The sequence below is a fragment of the Sphingomonas sp. UYAg733 genome, from assembly GCF_054057355.1.
This window is the reverse complement of record NZ_JBSRZE010000011.1, coordinates 15,999-32,485: the sequence shown is the minus strand read 5'-3', so window position 1 is coordinate 32,485 and position 16,487 is coordinate 15,999. Positions and strand designations below refer to the sequence as shown.

The 16,487-nt window shown below is 64.4% G+C and carries 14 protein-coding genes; 5 read left to right on the top strand and 9 right to left on the bottom strand.

The window, feature by feature from the left end; all coding sequences use genetic code 11:
* Positions 1-212: 212 nt before the first annotated feature.
* The gene (locus ACVWZA_RS16235) at positions 213-890 is read right to left on the bottom strand and encodes an arylesterase (protein WP_457312302.1); all 678 of its coding nucleotides are present in this window, start codon (positions 888-890) and stop codon (positions 213-215) included.
* Between ACVWZA_RS16235 and ACVWZA_RS16230 the strand changes: the two genes are divergently transcribed.
* From ACVWZA_RS16230 to ACVWZA_RS16220, 3 genes are all read left to right on the top strand, one after another.
* Positions 881-1,606, top strand: coding sequence for an ABC transporter ATP-binding protein (locus ACVWZA_RS16230; RefSeq protein WP_457312361.1), 726 nt, complete (start codon positions 881-883; stop codon positions 1,604-1,606). The genes ACVWZA_RS16235 and ACVWZA_RS16230 overlap by 10 nt on opposite strands.
* The gene (locus ACVWZA_RS16225) at positions 1,603-4,128 is read left to right on the top strand and encodes an ABC transporter permease (protein ID WP_457312301.1); all 2,526 of its coding nucleotides are present in this window, start codon (positions 1,603-1,605) and stop codon (positions 4,126-4,128) included. The genes ACVWZA_RS16230 and ACVWZA_RS16225 overlap by 4 nt, the downstream gene beginning before the upstream one ends.
* A 126-nt stretch (positions 4,129-4,254) precedes the next feature.
* Positions 4,255-4,953 carry an NAD-dependent deacylase gene (locus ACVWZA_RS16220; protein WP_457312300.1) on the top strand — a complete coding sequence of 233 codons (699 nt, stop codon included), beginning with the start codon at positions 4,255-4,257 and terminating at the stop codon, positions 4,951-4,953.
* Positions 4,954-4,963: 10 nt separating this feature from the next.
* On the opposite strand, the gene era is transcribed toward ACVWZA_RS16220, so the two are convergent.
* The 3 genes from era to lepB all read right to left on the bottom strand — a co-directional run bounded on the left by era (position 4,964) and on the right by lepB (position 7,527).
* Positions 4,964-5,866: a GTPase Era gene (gene era / locus ACVWZA_RS16215; protein WP_457312299.1), complete on the bottom strand. Its 903-nt coding sequence runs from the start codon at positions 5,864-5,866 to the stop codon at positions 4,964-4,966.
* Positions 5,867-5,980: 114 nt separating this feature from the next.
* Entirely contained in the window at positions 5,981-6,658 is a 678-nt protein-coding gene (gene rnc, locus ACVWZA_RS16210) for a ribonuclease III (protein ID WP_457312298.1), read from the bottom strand.
* The gene (gene lepB, locus ACVWZA_RS16205) at positions 6,655-7,527 is read right to left on the bottom strand and encodes a signal peptidase I (RefSeq protein WP_457312297.1); all 873 of its coding nucleotides are present in this window, start codon (positions 7,525-7,527) and stop codon (positions 6,655-6,657) included. Before lepB ends, rnc begins: the two co-directional genes overlap by 4 nt.
* A gap of 159 nt (positions 7,528-7,686) precedes the next feature.
* Here lepB and pgi point away from each other — a divergent pair, with 159 nt between their 5' ends.
* Positions 7,687-9,180 carry a glucose-6-phosphate isomerase gene (gene pgi / locus ACVWZA_RS16200; protein WP_457312360.1) on the top strand — a complete coding sequence of 498 codons (1,494 nt, stop codon included), beginning with the start codon at positions 7,687-7,689 and terminating at the stop codon, positions 9,178-9,180.
* 123 nt (positions 9,181-9,303) lie between these two features.
* The gene (gene gor, locus ACVWZA_RS16195; protein WP_457312296.1) at positions 9,304-10,656 is read left to right on the top strand and encodes a glutathione-disulfide reductase; all 1,353 of its coding nucleotides are present in this window, start codon (positions 9,304-9,306) and stop codon (positions 10,654-10,656) included.
* Positions 10,657-10,752: 96 nt separating this feature from the next.
* On the opposite strand, the gene ACVWZA_RS16190 is transcribed toward gor, so the two are convergent.
* From ACVWZA_RS16190 to ACVWZA_RS16170, 5 genes are all read right to left on the bottom strand, one after another.
* The gene (locus ACVWZA_RS16190; protein WP_457312294.1) at positions 10,753-13,287 is read right to left on the bottom strand and encodes a TonB-dependent receptor; all 2,535 of its coding nucleotides are present in this window, start codon (positions 13,285-13,287) and stop codon (positions 10,753-10,755) included.
* 169 nt (positions 13,288-13,456) lie between these two features.
* Positions 13,457-15,535 (bottom strand): NAD-dependent DNA ligase LigA, encoded by a 2,079-nt coding sequence (gene ligA, locus ACVWZA_RS16185; RefSeq protein ID WP_457312293.1) that lies wholly within the window; start codon positions 15,533-15,535, stop codon positions 13,457-13,459.
* A gap of 163 nt (positions 15,536-15,698) precedes the next feature.
* Complete coding sequence (locus ACVWZA_RS16180; RefSeq protein WP_457312292.1) at positions 15,699-15,974, bottom strand: hypothetical protein; 276 nt, start codon at positions 15,972-15,974, stop codon at positions 15,699-15,701.
* Positions 15,971-16,177 carry a cold-shock protein gene (locus tag ACVWZA_RS16175; protein ID WP_034159288.1) on the bottom strand — a complete coding sequence of 69 codons (207 nt, stop codon included), beginning with the start codon at positions 16,175-16,177 and terminating at the stop codon, positions 15,971-15,973. The genes ACVWZA_RS16180 and ACVWZA_RS16175 overlap by 4 nt, the downstream gene beginning before the upstream one ends.
* A gap of 85 nt (positions 16,178-16,262) precedes the next feature.
* Positions 16,263-16,433, bottom strand: coding sequence for a hypothetical protein (locus ACVWZA_RS16170; RefSeq protein WP_457312291.1), 171 nt, complete (start codon positions 16,431-16,433; stop codon positions 16,263-16,265).
* Positions 16,434-16,487 lie beyond the last annotated feature (54 nt).

The following is a 16,487-nucleotide window of genomic DNA, read 5'->3' as shown; positions in this document are numbered from 1 at the left end:
GAACCCGCGCCGACGATCAGCCGGTCGCGGGGCCAATGAATATGCATATATCGCACCGATGCAGTGGCTAAGCCGAGATCGCCATTTGGAAAAGCGGTCAGCTCGCCCGATTTCGGACTCTGCCACAGCGGAAACGATTGGCGGACCGGCTGTTTCAGCACCCGAATTGCGGTGAGGTAGAGTCGTTGCAGATCACAATATGCGCCCCGGTCTCAGCGCAGCGCCCGGCGCACGCTGGGCAGGATTTTCGCCACGATGATTTCCACGCCGCGTGCGGTTGGATGAAGCCCGTCGGCCTGAAGCAGGCGGCGATTGCCCGCCACGCCGTCGAGGAAGAAGGGGTAGAGCGGCACGCCATATGACCGGGCAAGGGCCGGGTACATCGCCTCGAACGCGCGGACATAATCGGGGCCGAGATTGGGTGCGGCGCGCATTCCGACGAGTAGCACCGGAATGTTGCGACGCTTCAGTTCGGCGAGGATCGTGTCGAGATTCGCCCGCGCCTGCGCGACCGGCAGGCCGCGCAACATATCGTTCGCGCCGAGTTCGACGATCACCAGGTCCGGTGTGGCGCGGAGCCCGCGCAGGCCCCAGCGCAAGCGTGCCCGCGCTTGCGCCGCAGTGTCGCCCGCGACGCCGCCATTGCGTACCGTCGCGGCGACCGCGTCGCGGCGCAGTGCCGCCTGAAGTCGCGTCGTGAACCCTTGTTCGGGGGGCAGGCCATACCCCGCGGTAAGGCTGTCGCCCAACGCCCAGATAAGCGGCGCGCGGGGCGCCTTCGCCGCGGGTTGCGCGAGCGCCGGTTGAACTATCGTTGTGGCGAACAGCAACGCGAGATGGACAAGCAGCCATCGGCATCCGTATCGCGGCTTTTGTGACCATCGTTCCATCCCCCGCCGATAGCGACCTGATCGTCGCGCGCAATCTCTCGCTGTCGCTGGGTCGCCCGCCCGCCCGGGTCGATATCCTGCGCGGCATAGACCTGACCGTCACCGCCGGCGACAGCGTCGCGCTGCTCGGGCCATCGGGATCGGGCAAATCTTCATTGATGGCGGTGCTGTCGGGACTGGAGCGGCCGAGCGGTGGCGTGGTGCGGGTTACGGGACTCGATTTCGCGGCGCTGGACGAGGATGCGCTGGCCGTCGCGCGGCGCGGGCGGATCGGCATCGTGCTGCAGGCGTTTCATTTGTTGCCGACGATGACCGCGCTGGAGAATGTCGCGGTGCCGCTTGAGCTGGCCGGCGCGCCGGATGCGTTCGCCCGCGCCGCAGCGGAACTCGCGGCGGTCGGCCTCAGCCATCGCGGCGATCATTATCCCGCGCAATTATCGGGCGGGGAGCAGCAGCGCGTCGCCATTGCCCGCGCGCTGGTGACCGGCCCGGCCCTGTTGTTCGCCGACGAACCGACCGGCAATCTCGATACGGCGACGGGCGCCGCGATCATGGATTTGCTGTTCGCGCGGCATGCGACGAGCGGCGCGACTTTGTTCGTCATCACCCATGATCCGGCGCTGGCCGCGCGGTGCGCGCGCGTGATCGAGCTGGCCGATGGGCGGATCGTCGCCGATCGGCGCCTGACCGTAACGGCCACTGGAACCACCGTTTGAATATCATCTGGCGGCTTGCGTTGCGCGATTTAAGGCGCGGTGGACATGGGCTGTTGCTGCTTTTCCTGTGCCTGTTCCTCGGCACCGCCGCGCTCGCCGGGATCGGCAGCCTTTCGGCGAGCATGGTCGCCGCACTCGATGCCAATGGCCGGCAAATGCTTGGTGGCGATGTCGAGCTGACGGTCTCCCAACGCCGCGCCACGGTGGAGGAAGCGGCGGCGTTCGCCGGCGCCGGTCGCATGTCGGAAACCGTATCGATGCGCGCCATGGCGTATGCCGGCGTCGGCAAGAGCGCCGGTACGGGTGCCGGGGGTGATGCCGGCGGCGTGCTGGTCGCCTTGCGCGGGATCGATGACGCATGGCCAATGGTCGGGCAGTTCAGGCTGGCGCCCGGCGCGCTTGTCGCCCGGCCGCATGGTGCGCAGATCGCAATCGCGCCGGCACTGGCCGAACGGCTCGGCGTGAAGGTCGGTGACGATGTGCGGCTCGGTGCGGTGACGCTGCGCGTGATCGGGCTGATCGCGGAGGAGCCGGACCGGCTCGGCGCCGGCTTCAGCCTTGGGCCGCCGGTGCTGGTCGACATGGCTGGGCTCGACGCGACGCGGCTGGTGCAGCCGGGCAGCCTCTATGAAAGCCGCTATCGCCTGTTGCTGACCGATCCAGGTACAGCGACGACGACTGGCGACCGGCTGGTCAGGCGGTTCGCCGATACCGGCTGGTCGGCCAAGGCGAGCGACCGCGCGGCGGGCGGACTGCGCCGGGGGATCGGCCAGCTCGGCCAATTCCTGCTGCTGATCGGCCTCGCCGCGCTGGCGATCGCCGGGATCGGCGTCGGCAGCGGCGTTGCCGCTTATCTCACGGCCAAGACGCGGATGATCGCGACGCTCAAGGTACTCGGCGCCCGTTCCGCGACGATCGCCGCGATCTTCATTGCACAGCTCGGACTGGTGGCGGCGGCCGGAGTCGCGGCCGGGCTTGCGGTCGGCGCGCTGGTGCCGTGGATCGTGACCGGCGTTGCGGGTTCGGCGCTGCCGGTACCGCCGCGCCTCGCATTTTACCCCGTTCCGCTGGCGACCGCCGCACTGCTCGCTCTGCTCGTCGGGCTGCTGTTCGCGACGCCCGCGCTGGCACGAGCGCGCTATGTCCCGGCCGCGTCACTGCTGCGCGACGTGGTCGCACGGCGCAGATTGCCCTCTGTACGCGTGCTCGGCGCGATGGCGTTGTTGATCGTGGCGCTTGTCGCGCTCGCTGTGCTGACCTCGTCCGACCAATTGTTGGCGCTCGGCTTTGTCGGCGCGGTGGCGGGGCTGATCGCGTTGCTATGGGGTATCGGGCTGATCATTCGCGTCGGGGTGGCGCGATTGCCGCGTCCGCGCCGGCCGCTGCTGCGCCTGGCGCTGGCCAATCTGCATCGCCCCGGCGCGCAGACCGACCGGCTGGTGGTGGCGCTTGGCCTTGGCTTTTCGTTGTTCGTGGCGCTGGCGGTGATCGACACCAGCCTGTCGGCCGAACTGGCCGGCACCGCCCCTGCCAAGGCGCCGCGCTTCTTCGCGATCGATCTGCAGCCGGAGGACGCGGCGCGCTTTCGTGATGCGGTGATCGCCGCATCGCCGGGCGCGCGGGTCGAAACCGTGCCGTCGCTGCGCGGGTCGATCACCGTGCTGCGCGGGGTGCGGGTCGCCGATATGAAAGTGGTGCCCGAGGACGCGTGGGTGCTGCGCGGCGATCGCACGATCACCTGGGCGGCGACCGTGCCGCCGCGCAACGAAGTGGTTGCCGGGCGCTGGTGGCCGGCCGATTATCGCGGGCCGCCTTTGGTGTCGCTGGAGGACAAGGCGGCGGAGGCGCTTGGCCTGAAGATCGGCGATACGATCACCGTGTCGGTGCTGGGCGTCGATGTACCGGCAAGGATCGCGTCGTTGCGCAAGATCGACTGGAACGGGCTGGGACTCAATTTCGCGATCGTGTTTTCCCCCGGCTATATCGAGGAAGCACCGCACGGCCTGCTCGCCAGCGTCTATTCCGCCGCGACCAAGGATGGCTCGGTCGCGAGCAGGGTCGGGACGGCACTGCCGTCGGTGACGCTGATCCGGGTCGGCGATGTGATCAGCCAGATCGGCCTGGTGCTCGGCCAGGTGGCACTGGCGGTCCGCGCCGCCGCCGCGGTGACGGTTGCCGCCGGCATCGCGGTGCTGGTCGGCGCGGTCGCGGCATCGGGGCGGACGCGGCGTTACGATGCGGTGATCCTGAAACTGCTCGGCGGCAGCCGGCGCCAAGTGCTCGGCGCGCAGGCGCTGGAATATGCGATGCTGTCGCTGGTGCTGATTATCGTCGCGCTGGTGATGGGCAGCGCGGCGGGCTGGTTCGTCGTGGTGCGCCTGTTCGACCTGGCGTGGGGGCCGCGTTACGATGTCGTCGCACTGACTCTGGCGGCCTCGGTCATCGTGACACTCGGCACCGGGCTGGCGGGCAGTCTGCCGGCCTTGCGTGCGCGACCGGCGGAAGCGTTGCGCGAGCTTTAGAGTATCGTTGGGCTGGCTGGAATCAACGGTTGGGGTGGGCCGGTCGCCCTTACGCATTTGGTGCGTTGGCGCCAGTTTTCGTGTTCCCCATTTCCGAACATGTGCCTGCTGCGTTAAATGCACCTTATGAGTGATATCCACACCATCGTCGTCCTCACCGGCGCGGGCATTTCTGCGGAGAGCGGCATCGCGACCTTTCGTGGGCCGGGCGGTCTGTGGGAAGGGCACCGCGTCGAGGACGTCTGCACGCCCCAGGCGCTCGCCCACGATCCGGAACTGGTCCACCGCTTCTACGACCTGCGCCGGGCGGCGCTGGCGGAGGTCGTGCCCAATGCCGCGCATGAGGCGCTGGCGCGGCTCGACCGGGAGTGGCCGGGCGAGTTGCTCATCGTGACGCAGAATGTCGATGACCTGCACGAACGGGCGGGGGCGGAGCGCATGCTGCATATGCATGGCGAGCTGAATTCGGCGCTATGCGCGGCGTGCGACGCGCGGGTCGCGTGGCGACATGGCTTGCCGTCGGGATCGGTGTGCGGCGCGTGCGGGGCGGCGGCGCTTCGGCCCGACATCGTGTTCTTCGGTGAGATGCCTTATCGGATGGAGGAGATCGAGCGCGCGATCTCCCGCGCCGATCTGTTCGTGTCGATCGGTACGTCGGGCGCGGTCTATCCCGCCGCCGGGTTCGTACAGACCGCGCGTTATCATGGCGCGCAGACGCTGGAGCTCAATCTGGAGCCGTCGGCGGGGAGCATGTATTTCCATGAGGCGCGAATGGGCGCGGCGGGCGTGCTGGTGCCGGCATGGGTTGATGAGGTGCTGGGCTAGGGGCTGACCCTCAATCGACCCAGTCGAGCCCCATGTCGCGATACACGTCGCGTTCCTCATCCCAGCCCGGCTTTACCTTTACATGAAGGTAGAGATGCACCGGCCGGCCCATGATCGCGGCAAGTTCAGTCCGTGCCCGCCCGCCAATCTCCTTGATCCGTGAACCGCCCTTGCCGAGGATGATCGCGCGCTGGGTCGGGCGTTCGACCAGGATTTGCTGATGGATCTCGACCGATCCATCCTCGCGCTCCTTATACTGTTCGGTTTCGACCGCGCTGGCATAGGGGAGTTCGGCGTGGAGCTGGAGATAGAGCTGTTCGCGCGTGACTTCGGACGCCAGGCTGCGTTCGGTCGCGTCGGACACCTGATCCTCTGGGAAGTGCCAGGGGCCCTCAGGCATCGCGGCGGCGAGATGTTTCTTCAATTCGACCAGCCCGTCGCCGGTCGTCGCGCTGACGAAGAAAGTCTCGGCGAAACCGACCTGTGCGTTGAGCTTCTCGGCATGGAGCAGCAGCTTGGCCTTGTCGGCGAGATCGACCTTGTTGAGGATCAGGTATTTCGGCTCGCTGCGGCCCTTGATCGACTCCGCGATGTCAGTGACCTTGGCACCCAATCCGCCCTTGGCATCGACCACCAGCGCGAGCACGTCGGCGCCCTCGGTTCCGCCCCAGGCGGCGGAGACCATCGCGCGGTCGAGTCGGCGCTTGGGTTCGAAGATGCCGGGCGTATCGACCAGCAGCAACTGCGTATCGCCCTCGATCGCGACACCCATCAGCCGTACGCGCGTGGTCTGCGCCTTGGGGCTGACGATCGCCACCTTCTGCCCGACCAGCGCGTTGACCAGGGTGGATTTGCCGGCGTTCGGTGCGCCGACGACGGCGATGAGGCCGCATTTTTGTTGGAGTTCGGTCATTCTTCTGTTCCGTTCGTTTCGAGCGAAGTCGAGAAACCGATTTCAGCGCCGGGTCAATGTTTCTCGACTTCGCTCGAAACGAACAGGGAGTGGGTAGCGCCTAAAAATCGATAATTACCCCAGCTTCGCCAGCAACGCTGACGCTGCGGCCGTTTCCGCCTCCTGCTTCGAGCTTCCCTCGGCGGTCGCCTCCGCCAGGGCCCCGATCGCCGCTTTCACCGTGAAGCGTGGGGCGTGGTGCGGGCCGGAGCGGTCGATCACGTCATAGGTCGGAGTGCGCCGGCTATGCGCTGCGGCCCATTCCTGCAGCGCGGATTTGGGATGTTGCGGCGCGGACCCCTGCGTCGTCACTCGTTCACCCCAGCCGCTGCGGATCGCGGCGCGCGCGACCTCCAGCCCGCCATCGAGATAAAGCGCACCGATCAGCGCCTCCATCACGTCGCCAAGCACATTGTCGCTGTCGGTTGCGCCGTCGTCGCGGGCCTGCTTGCCGAGCTTGAGATGCGCCGCCACGCCGAGACCGCGCGCGACATCGGCACACGCCGCGCCGGTGACCAGCGCGTTCAACCGCTTCGATAATGCGCCTTCGGGTTCGGCGGGGAAGAGCGCGAACAGCCATTCGGCCATGACCAGCCCGAGCACGCGGTCGCCGAGGAATTCGAGCCGCTCATAATTCGCCGCTGCCTGGCTGCCATGCGTCAGCGCGCGCTCGAACGGCGCGAGATCGGCCGGCGTGTGGCCGAAAATGCTGGTGATCCAGGCCTTGGGGCTGTTTTCGGCGTTAGCGCTCAAAAGCCTTCCCCGATGCGGCTCCACCGCGCCGCGCTGAACCAGGTCCAGGGGAGAAACCAATTGGCCGAACCATCGGTCGAGAAGAAGCTGACCACCGCCTTGCCCTCGATCCGCTCCAGCGGCACCATCCCCATGCCCTGCGGCGGTTCGAAGCGGCTGTCGCCGCTATCGTCGCGATTGTCGCCCATCACGAAGACATGACCGGTCGGAACCGAATAGATGGAGGTTTCGTCCGCCACCGGATTGTCGCCGCGGTCGAGCACCATGTAAGATTTGCCGCCAGGCAGCGTCTCGCGGAACTGCAGATAACGGCAGATCGGCTTGCGCGTGGCATCGACATCCTGGAACTCGGACGGGCATTCCGAACCTGAATAATTCGGCGTCAGCGGGATGGTGAAGTCGGCCACGCGCTCCTTGGGAATCGCGGTGCCGTTCAGGATCACCTGGCCCGCGCGCATCTGGATCGAATCGCCGGGCAGACCGATGACGCGCTTGATCACGTCATGCTCATCCGGACCCGGCCCGCGAAACACGACCACATCGCCGCGCGTCGGATCGCGTCCGAAGACGCGACCGGGAATGAGCGGTAGGCTCAGCGGCAACGAATGACGCGAATAGCCGTAATTCCATTTCGAGATGAACAGATAGTCGCCGATATAGAGGCGCGGCAGCATCGATTGCGACGGGATGCTGAACGGCGAAAAGATGAAGCTGCGGAAGATGAGCACGACGATCGCCAGCTTGAGCAGGAAAATCAGCGTCTCGGCCGTCTCCGACTTGGGCTTGATCGCTTTCGAGCCGGTGCTCGGGGGATCAGAGGGCGGGGGATCTGCGGGTGCCGCATCGGGCAGGGTGTCGGTATCGGCCATCGGCGCGGTTTGCGCATGCGCGCGCGGGGCGTCAAGCAGGTGCGGGCGCGAGATGTGCCGTTGCGGCCATTGAGTATCGACCTTAAGCCCACCACATCGACCCCTTCACGACAAACGACCCCGCCCGACGACCCCAGACAACAAGGATTGGACGTGCCCATGCCCGCAGCCGACTGGACCGCGATCGAGGCGCTCCCCGCCGCCACGTTGAAGAGCCTGTTTGCCGATGACCCGGACCGGCTCGCGCGCTTCTCGGCCGATGTCGCGGGGCTTCATTTCGACTGGTCGAAGACGCATCTGACCGCAGGCGCGGTGTCCGCATTCGAGGCGCTGGCCAAGGCGCAAGGGCTGGCGGCCAAGCGCGAAGCGCTGTTCGCGGGTGAGGCGATCAACCTGACCGAAGGGCGGGCGGTCGAACATACCGCCGAACGCGGGGAGGGTGCCAGGGAGAGTGTCGCGCGGGCGCGCGCGCTACACGCACGGATGCGTTCGCTGATCGATGCGATCGAGGGCGAGGCGCTTGGACCGATCCGCCACATCCTGCATATCGGTATCGGCGGGTCGGCGCTTGGCCCGCATCTCCTGGTCGATGCGCTGGGCCGCGATTCGGGGCGTTACGACGTTGCGATCGTCTCCAATGTCGATGGCGTCGCGCTGGAGGAGGTGTTCAAGAAATTCGATCCCGCCGCCACCCTGCTGGTCATCGCGTCCAAGACCTTCACCACCACAGAGACGATGCTCAATGCGCAGAGCGTCCTGCAATGGATGACCGAGCATGGCGTGGAGGACATTTATGGCCGGGTCGTCGCGCTGACCGCGGAGCCCGACAAGGCGCTCGAATGGGGTGTCGATGAAACGCGCATCCTGCCGTTCAGCGAATCGGTCGGCGGGCGTTATTCGCTCTGGTCGTCGATCGGTTTTCCGGCGGCGCTGGGGCTGGGCTGGGATTGTTTCGAGGAATTGCTTGAAGGCGCGGCCGAGATGGATCGGCATTTCCGCCTGACCGCGCTGCATGAGAATGCGCCCGCGCTGGCCGCTTTTGCCGATCTCTATTACACTCAAGTACGCCATGCCGAGACGCGCGCCACCTTCGCCTATGACGAGAGGTTGCGGCTATTGCCGTCCTATCTTCAGCAACTCGAGATGGAATCGAACGGCAAGGGCGTGACGATCGACGGCAAGCCGCTCGATCGGCCGAGTGCCGCGATCACCTGGGGCGGGGTTGGTACAGATGCCCAGCATGCGGTGTTCCAGCTGCTCCATCAGGGCACGCATCTGGTGCCGGTCGAGTTCGTCGCGGTGATCGAGGCGGGCGATACCCTGGCCGAGGATCATCACCGGCAATTGTTGCTCAACGCCTTTGCGCAGGGCGCCGCGCTGATGGCGGGCAAGACGGTCGACGACCCGGCGCGCAGCTATTCGGGCGACCGGCCGTCATCGACGATCCTGCTCGACGATCTCGACGCGCGTAGTCTGGGCGCGCTGATCGCATTCTACGAACACCGCGTGTTCGTTAATGGCGTGCTGCTCGGGATCAATTCGTTCGACCAGTTCGGCGTCGAGCTGGGCAAGGAAATGGCCAAGGCGGCGATCGCCGGCGGACAGAGCTTCGACGCCTCGACCGATGATCTGATCAAGCGGGCCTTTGGCTGATCACGTATAACATCTGTTCGTGCTGAGCTTGTCGAAGGACCGTTCTCCTCCCCGGCCGCGAGAGAAGAAGAACGGTGCTTCGACAAGCTCAGCACGAACGGTTTCTTTTGACGAGGGTACAGCATGACCGCTCCTAAATACGACTATGACCTGTTCGTCATCGGCGCCGGCTCAGGCGGGGTGCGCGCCGCGCGCGTGTCCGCCGCGCATGGTGCGAAGGTCGCGGTGGCCGAGGAATATCGTGTCGGCGGCACCTGCGTGATCCGCGGTTGCGTGCCCAAGAAGCTGCTCGTCTATGGTGCGCATTTCGCGGAGGATCTGGCCGACGCGCGCCGTTTCGGCTGGAACGTGCCGAAATGCGATTTCGACTGGACGGTGCTACGCGACAATGTGCTGGAGGAAGTCGACCGGATCAACGGCGCGTACACCGCGACGCTGGAAAATCACGGTGTAGAGATCATCACGGAACGGGCGACGATCACCGGGCCGAACAATGTGAAGCTCGCCGGCGGGCGCGAGGTGACGGCAAAGATCATCCTGATCGCGACCGGCGCGACACCGTCGGTGCCGAAATGCCCGGGGCATGAATATGGCATCACATCGAACGAGGCGTTCCACCTCGATGCGGTGCCCAAGCGCATCCTGATCGCCGGCGCGGGTTATATCGCCAATGAATTCGCCGGAATCTTCCATCAGCTTGGCGCGCACGTCATCCTGATCAACCGCACCGATGTGATCCTTCGCGGCTATGACGAATCGATCCGGGACCGGTTGCTGCAAATCTCGATGATGAAGGGGATCGAGTTCCGCTTCCATGCCGAGTTCGAAGGCATCACCAAGGAAAAGAATGGCTGCCTGACGGTCAGTATGTCGAACCATGAGCCGGTTACGGTCGACACGGTGATGTTCGCCACCGGCCGCGAGCCGCTGACCAGGGGGCTGGGGCTGGAAACCGCCGGCGTCGATCTCGACGCCAAGGGCGCGGTAAAGGTCGATGAGGATAACCGTTCCACCTGTCCGAGCATCTATGCGGTCGGCGACGTGACCAACCGCGTGCAGCTCACTCCCGTCGCGATCCGCGAGGGCCAGGCGTTCGCCGATACGGTCTTCGGCAACAAGCCGACCCGCGTCGATTATGGCTGCATTCCCTCCGCCGTGTTCAGCCATCCGCCGATGGCGGGCGTGGGGATGACCGAGAGCGAGGCGAAGAACAAACTCGGCTCATGCAAGGTCTACACCTCGGACTTCCGGCCGATGAAGAATGTGCTGGCGGGACGCAATGAACGCTCGCTCTACAAGATGGTCTGCGACAGCGAGACGGGCAAGGTGCTCGGCCTGCACATGATCGGCCCCGACGCGCCGGAGATCCTGCAGGCGGCGGCGATCGCGGTGAAAGCGGGCCTGACCAAGGACGCGTTCGACCAGACCGTGGCGTTGCACCCGTCGATGGCGGAGGAATTGGTGTTGATGCGGTAGGGGCAGTCGGGCTCGCCTGACGCGAGCCCAGCCACCGGATAAAAAAGGCCGCCGTCCTAATTGGGACGGCGGCCGATTTTTTGTGCCGATCAGCGATCAGAATTCGAAGTGAACGCTGCCCGTGATGGTGCGCGGATAGCCGACCGAGAAGTTCGGGTTGCCTGCCGCGTTGATTTGCGTCGAGATGTTGCCGAAGTAGAACTCGTCGAACAGGTTCAGCACGTTCAGCTGAAGATAAGTCTTCCGGAGACCGAACTGCTTCAGATTGAGGCGCGCATCAAGATCGACCAGTGTGTAGGCTGGCGCTACGACGTCGTTCACGTCGGTTGCGAAGCGCTTATCGACCCACTTGGCGGTGCCACCAAGCTCGACCGGACCGAGAGTGAATTCCGCGCGACCGCCGACCTGCCAATCGGGCGTCTCCGTTACGCTTTTGCCCTTTGTCTGTGCGAAGGTCGGGTTTGCCGCCGTACCGCCGATCTGAATGTTGTCCTTCAGTTCCGCATGGATATAGGAACCGAACGCTGTCAGCGAGACCCAATCGGTCGCCTTCAGCGTCACGCCGGCATCGACGCCATAGCTGTCCACCTTGCCGACGTTGCGGTCGATTGAGATGCCCTGATCGAAATCGTACGATGTCACGATGCGGTTCTTGTAAGTGATGTACCACGCGGTCGCCTGAGCCTGCACCCGGCCGTTCGACATACGCACGCCGAGATCGAACGCATCGGTCTTCTCGGGCTTAACATCAACGAATGGCGAACGATAAAGATTGTCTGTTCGGGGCGCCGAGAAGCCCTTCGCATAGCTTGCGAAGATGTTCGCGCCGTCGCCGAATTTGTACACGACACCCACGCTCGGCAAGACCGCACTGAAATTATAGGTCTTCTTGAAAGGAGCATAATAGACTGTGCTCGGAATTACGTCCGTTCCCGGTACCGTTGCGCCAGGGGCGATGATCCGGGCCGCTGGAATGACCTCGCTCGTGCAGTAGGCGAAGCCGCTGCCGCGTGCTTCCGTCAAGCAACGTTGATCGAGTTCGCGCTTGAAGAACGGTGCACGTATCCCGACCTGCACGGTCAGCGCGTTGTCCAGGAACTTGCCGACATACTCGCCCGAAATCTGGTTCAGGAGTGCGATGGACAGTCGGTCGCGTTGCTGGATCTGATAGCCATCGGCGGTGAGCACCGGACGGGCGTCACCACGGCCGCCGAACACGCTTTCTGGAATGCCAGTCTGGCTCAGATAGCCCCATTCGCCAGTCTGGCGGTGATTACCGCGGTCGAAGGTATAAGCGATCCGCAGGCGGTTTTGTTCGTCGAGACTGTAGATCAACGATGTAGTGGCCGTGATGCGGTTCGTGTTGGTGTTGTTCGGCGTGTAGAAACGAACGGTGTCGAGATAGTCGCCGTCGCCGTTATAATCGACGCCGGGCGCGCCAGGCGTGCCGCCTCTCGCGCGGGTCGAATTCTCCGCAAGTGTCGTGCTGCCACCGCCATTGGCGAGCGTGTACTGATAGGAGGCGTCAGCGGTCAGCAGAAGCTTGTCGCTCAACGTGAAGCGCGAATTGAAGCGCACATTGGCTGTGTTCGATGGATTGATGCGCACTCCATAGTAATTGCTACAAGCCGCAGCCGCGCCGGTACCGTCACTCTGCGTACCCGAACCAGGGGTCGGGCGAAGGCACAGCGCTCCATTTTCGAAATTATTGATGGTGTCCTGCTGCGCATGCGAGAAGCCATCGAGATCGATAGGGTTGGCTGGGGTGGCCGTTCCAGCTGGTGGAGTGCCTGTCGTTGGCGGTGCTGGCTGGATCCTCGTTGCACCAAATAGCGTGCGAAGATCGTTGATGCCCGGATTGCGATAAAAGGCGTTGCGGTTCTGGTTGTAATGGCCGGAGAGACGGAAGAAATCGCCGTTATCGCCGATCGGCTGGTATATGCCGACGTTATATTGCTGCTTCTCGATCCGGCCGGGACCCTTGAACTTGTCATTGCGCGCCATGCTGGCAGAGGCAAAAGCCTTGGTACCGAAAGAGGTCAGCTGCCCAGTCTGGACTAGGCCGAAGATGCGCATGAAGTCATTTTCGCCGGCCGAGCCCGCCAGAGTTGCGCTGAAGTCGTCGCTGGGAATGATGGTCTTGTAGTTGATCGTGCCGCCGGCGGCGCTGGCGGTCGGGCTGTCGATGTCGGTCGTGCCGAGATTGACGTTGACCTCCTGGATCAACTCGGGGTCGAGTTGCTGGTTCGAATAGATCGCATAGTTGCCAGTGTCGTTCAGCGGGAAGCCGTCGAAAGTCAGCGAGATGCGGTTGCCGTCGAAACCCCGGATACGGATGTTGCCGCCCGACGAACCAAAGGCATCGCTCTGCGTGAAATTCACGCCTGGAACGATATTCAGCGCGTTGAGTACGGTGTTGCCGGACGAGCCACGATTGATAATCTCGTTGGTCAGAACCTGGCGCGCCTTGGGCGAATCGGGGATGATGATGCCATCGACGCCACGCGTGGTGGTTGCAGTAACGACGATGTCGTCGTCGCCAAATTCGGTCGAGCCGGTCGACTGGGCGAACGCGACGCCCGGAATCATCAGGGCGGCAAATGCCACGCCCAGGAATAGGTTGTTACGCATGAATTTCTTCCCCTTCGAGCGTCTTTGCTCTGTCAGACGGCGCTTGTCCGTTGCCGGGCCCCTGCACCTTGATTATTTCGGATAGATGACATCGGGGCGGTTACGCCAGACCCCCGAGATTCATTTCATGGTGCGTTGCAAAAAAGCATCACATGAATCACGGGTGAACTTAACGCGCGGCGGCGAATATCTCTGCCCATGTCGCCTCGTCGATCACCTCGACGCCCAGTTCCGCGGCTTTTTTTAGCTTCGACCCGGCCCCCGGACCCGCGATCACCAGGTCGGTCTTGGCCGACACCGACCCTGCCACGCGCGCGCCGAGCGCCTCTGCCTGAGCCTTGGCCTCGTCGCGGCTGATGGTTTCGAGGCTGCCGGTGAACACCAGAGTCTTGCCGCTGACCTGCGACTCGCGGACATTGGAGACATAAGCGAGGGGGTGCACTTCGGAGAGCAGATCGCCCCAGGCTTCACGATTATGTTCCTCGGCGAAGAAGTCGACCAGCGCTTCGGCGACGACCGGGCCGACGCCTTCGACCGATTCGAGTTCGGCGCGCGCCTCGGGATCGAGTGCGATCTCGGCGATGCGTTCGATCGTGCCGAACGCCTTGACCAGGTCGCGCGCGGTGACCGCGCCGATATGGCGGATGCCGAGTCCGAACAGGAAGCGTGCGGGATCGGGCGTGCGCTTGGCCTCGATCGCGGCAAGCAGATTGGTCGCCCAGACCCGGCCGTCCTTTTTGCGCGCGAGCAATTGTTCTTCGGTCAGGCGGAAAATATCGGCGGGACTGTGGATCAGTCCATCATGGAAGAAATCCTCGATCTGCTTCAGGCCGAGCCCTTCGATATCGAGCGCGGCGCGGCCGACGAAATGGCGCAGCCGCTCGATGCGTTGCGCCGGGCAGATCAATCCGCCGGTGCAGCGGATATCGACTTCGCCCTCCTCGCGCACGGCGTCGGACTGGCATTCGGGGCACAGGATCGGGAAATGCCATTCCGGACGCGCCTCGTCGCGGGTGAGATTCTCGACGATTTGCGGGATGACATCCCCGGCACGCTGCAGCACGACCCGGTCGCCGGGGCGGACGCCGAGGCGGGCGATCTCATCGGCATTGTGCAAGGTCGCATTGGTCACGACGACGCCGCCGACCGTGACCGGGGTCAGCCGCGCGACCGGCGTCAGCTTGCCGGTGCGGCCGACCTGGATGTCGATCCGCTCGAGCAACGTCTGCGCGCGTTCGGCGGGGAATTTGTGCGCGATCGCCCAGCGTGGCGCGCGCGCGACCGCACCGAGGCGGGCCTGCCAGTCGAGTCGGTCGACCTTGTAGACGACGCCGTCGATGTCGAAAGGCATATCGGCGCGGCCGGCTTCGATGCCGCGATAGACGGCCAGCGCGTCATCGACGGATTCGACGCGGGTAAAGGCATCGGCGATGGGGAATTGCCATCGGCGCAGCGCCGCGACGACATCTGTCTGCGTTTCGCCCGGCACGGCGCTGGTTTCGCCCCAGCCATGCGCCAGGAAGCGCAACGGACGCGAGGCGGTGACGCTTGCATCCTTTTGCCGCAGCGATCCGGCGGCGGCGTTGCGCGGGTTGGCGAATTGCCGCGCTTTCGACGCATCGCCCGCCGCCTCGGCCTCGGCGAGCAGGCGCGCGTTCAGGGCGGCGAAGGCGGCCTTGTCCATATAGACCTCACCGCGCACCTCGAACAGGTTCGGGGCATCGGTCGGCAAAATGGTCGGGATGTCGTCAATCGTGCGGACATTCTCGGTCACGTCCTCGCCAACCTGGCCGTCACCGCGTGTCAGGGCGCGGACCAGGATGCGGTTTTCGTAGCGCAGCGAGCAGGACAGGCCATCGATCTTTGGCTCGGCGGTGAGTGCCACCAAGGTGCCCTCTGGTAACAGCAGGAAGCGACCGACACGTGCGACGAACTCAACGATCTCTTCGTCGGAAAAGCCGTTTTCCAGGCTCATCATCGGCTTGGCATGTGCGACCTTGGCAAGATGACCGGCGGGCGCGGCACCGACCTTTATACCCGGCGAATCGGTGCGCACGAGATGTGGAAAGGCTTTTTCGATCGCGCCGTTGCGTCGGACGAGAACATCATAGTCGGCGTCCGAAATCTCCGGTGCGTCATCGGTATGATAAAGCGCATTGTGCCGCGCGATCTCTTCGGCGAGCCGGGCCAGTTCGGTGGCCGCATTTTCGTCGGTGTCGGGCAGGTCGGATTGCAGGGGCGCGGTCATGCGCCAGCGCTACCGGAGGGGCAGGGGGGCAATCAAGCGGCTTTGAATGAAACGGCTATCGGTCAGCGACAACGCGTAAGTAGGATTCCGGCGACCCAACCCAACGTTCGTTTCGAGCCCCTGTTCGAAACCAACGGAAATTTTATCGGGGCGTTAGCGAAGGCTAATCGTCGTCTTCGCCGGCCATCGCCTTGGCTTCTTCATTGACGGAACGGCGCTCGGCGGTCTTTTCGGCGCGGGTTGCCATCTCGTCCCATGCTTTTGCGGCGCGGAGCCAGCGCGAGCGGACATTGTCGAGGGTCGCGGAATCGGCGTCGGCCTCAGCCTGACGAGCGCGATCGCGATAGAACAGTGCGGTGGTGTTCGTGGGACTTCTCCTCGGGGTTCCAGGTGAAAGAGCGCGGGCGCCGGACGAATCCGGCGCCCGCACATCAATCACGCAGAAGCGAGGTTCACAGCCGACATCTTGCCGCGACGATCCTGCTCGAGCTCGTACGAAACGCGCTGCTCCTTATCGAGCGTGCGCATGCCTGCTGCTTCAACGGCACTGATATGGACAAAGGCGTCGTTCCCGCCACCCTCAGGCGCGATGAAGCCATAGCCCTTGTCGGCGTTGAAGAATTTTACGGTGCCGATCGGCATAGATATTTCCTTGGGTAGACGGAGCCGGGAAGAAAAACCGAAAGCACCGTCCGGCCCCGGCCGGTGCATCTCGAAGGCGGTCGTCTCAGTCGGCCAGTGGGCCGACCGAGTTGCGAAACGGATAGGGTTCGGCGTCGAGCAGCGCGGCATAGCCACGCGCAAGTCCGCTATGCGAAGCGCGCGACGATTCGCATGCGGCGCCATCAGCGCGCATCAACGAAATCTGTTCGCGGCTCAGCAGGTAATTGAGGTCCAAGAAACGGCTCCGGGGCTTAAAACAAGCGGGAGCGCGAAGGTCTCTCAGTCGCGC

Excerpts from the sequence above, each read along its gene's own strand:
- pgi (WP_457312360.1), top strand. The coding sequence starts at position 7,687 with ATGCCCGCAGCCGACTGGACCGCGATCGAGGCGCTCCCCGCCGCCACG.
- ligA (WP_457312293.1), bottom strand. The coding sequence starts at position 15,535 with ATGACCGCGCCCCTGCAATCCGACCTGCCCGACACCGACGAAAATGCG.
- ACVWZA_RS16190 (WP_457312294.1), bottom strand. The coding sequence starts at position 13,287 with ATGCGTAACAACCTATTCCTGGGCGTGGCATTTGCCGCCCTGATGATT.
- ACVWZA_RS16220 (WP_457312300.1), top strand. The coding sequence starts at position 4,255 with ATGAGTGATATCCACACCATCGTCGTCCTCACCGGCGCGGGCATTTCT.
- era (WP_457312299.1), bottom strand. The coding sequence starts at position 5,866 with ATGACCGAACTCCAACAAAAATGCGGCCTCATCGCCGTCGTCGGCGCA.
- ACVWZA_RS16175 (WP_034159288.1), bottom strand. The coding sequence starts at position 16,177 with ATGCCGATCGGCACCGTAAAATTCTTCAACGCCGACAAGGGCTATGGC.
- gor (WP_457312296.1), top strand. The coding sequence starts at position 9,304 with ATGACCGCTCCTAAATACGACTATGACCTGTTCGTCATCGGCGCCGGC.
- ACVWZA_RS16235 (WP_457312302.1), bottom strand. The coding sequence starts at position 890 with ATGGAACGATGGTCACAAAAGCCGCGATACGGATGCCGATGGCTGCTT.
- lepB (WP_457312297.1), bottom strand. The coding sequence starts at position 7,527 with ATGGCCGATACCGACACCCTGCCCGATGCGGCACCCGCAGATCCCCCG.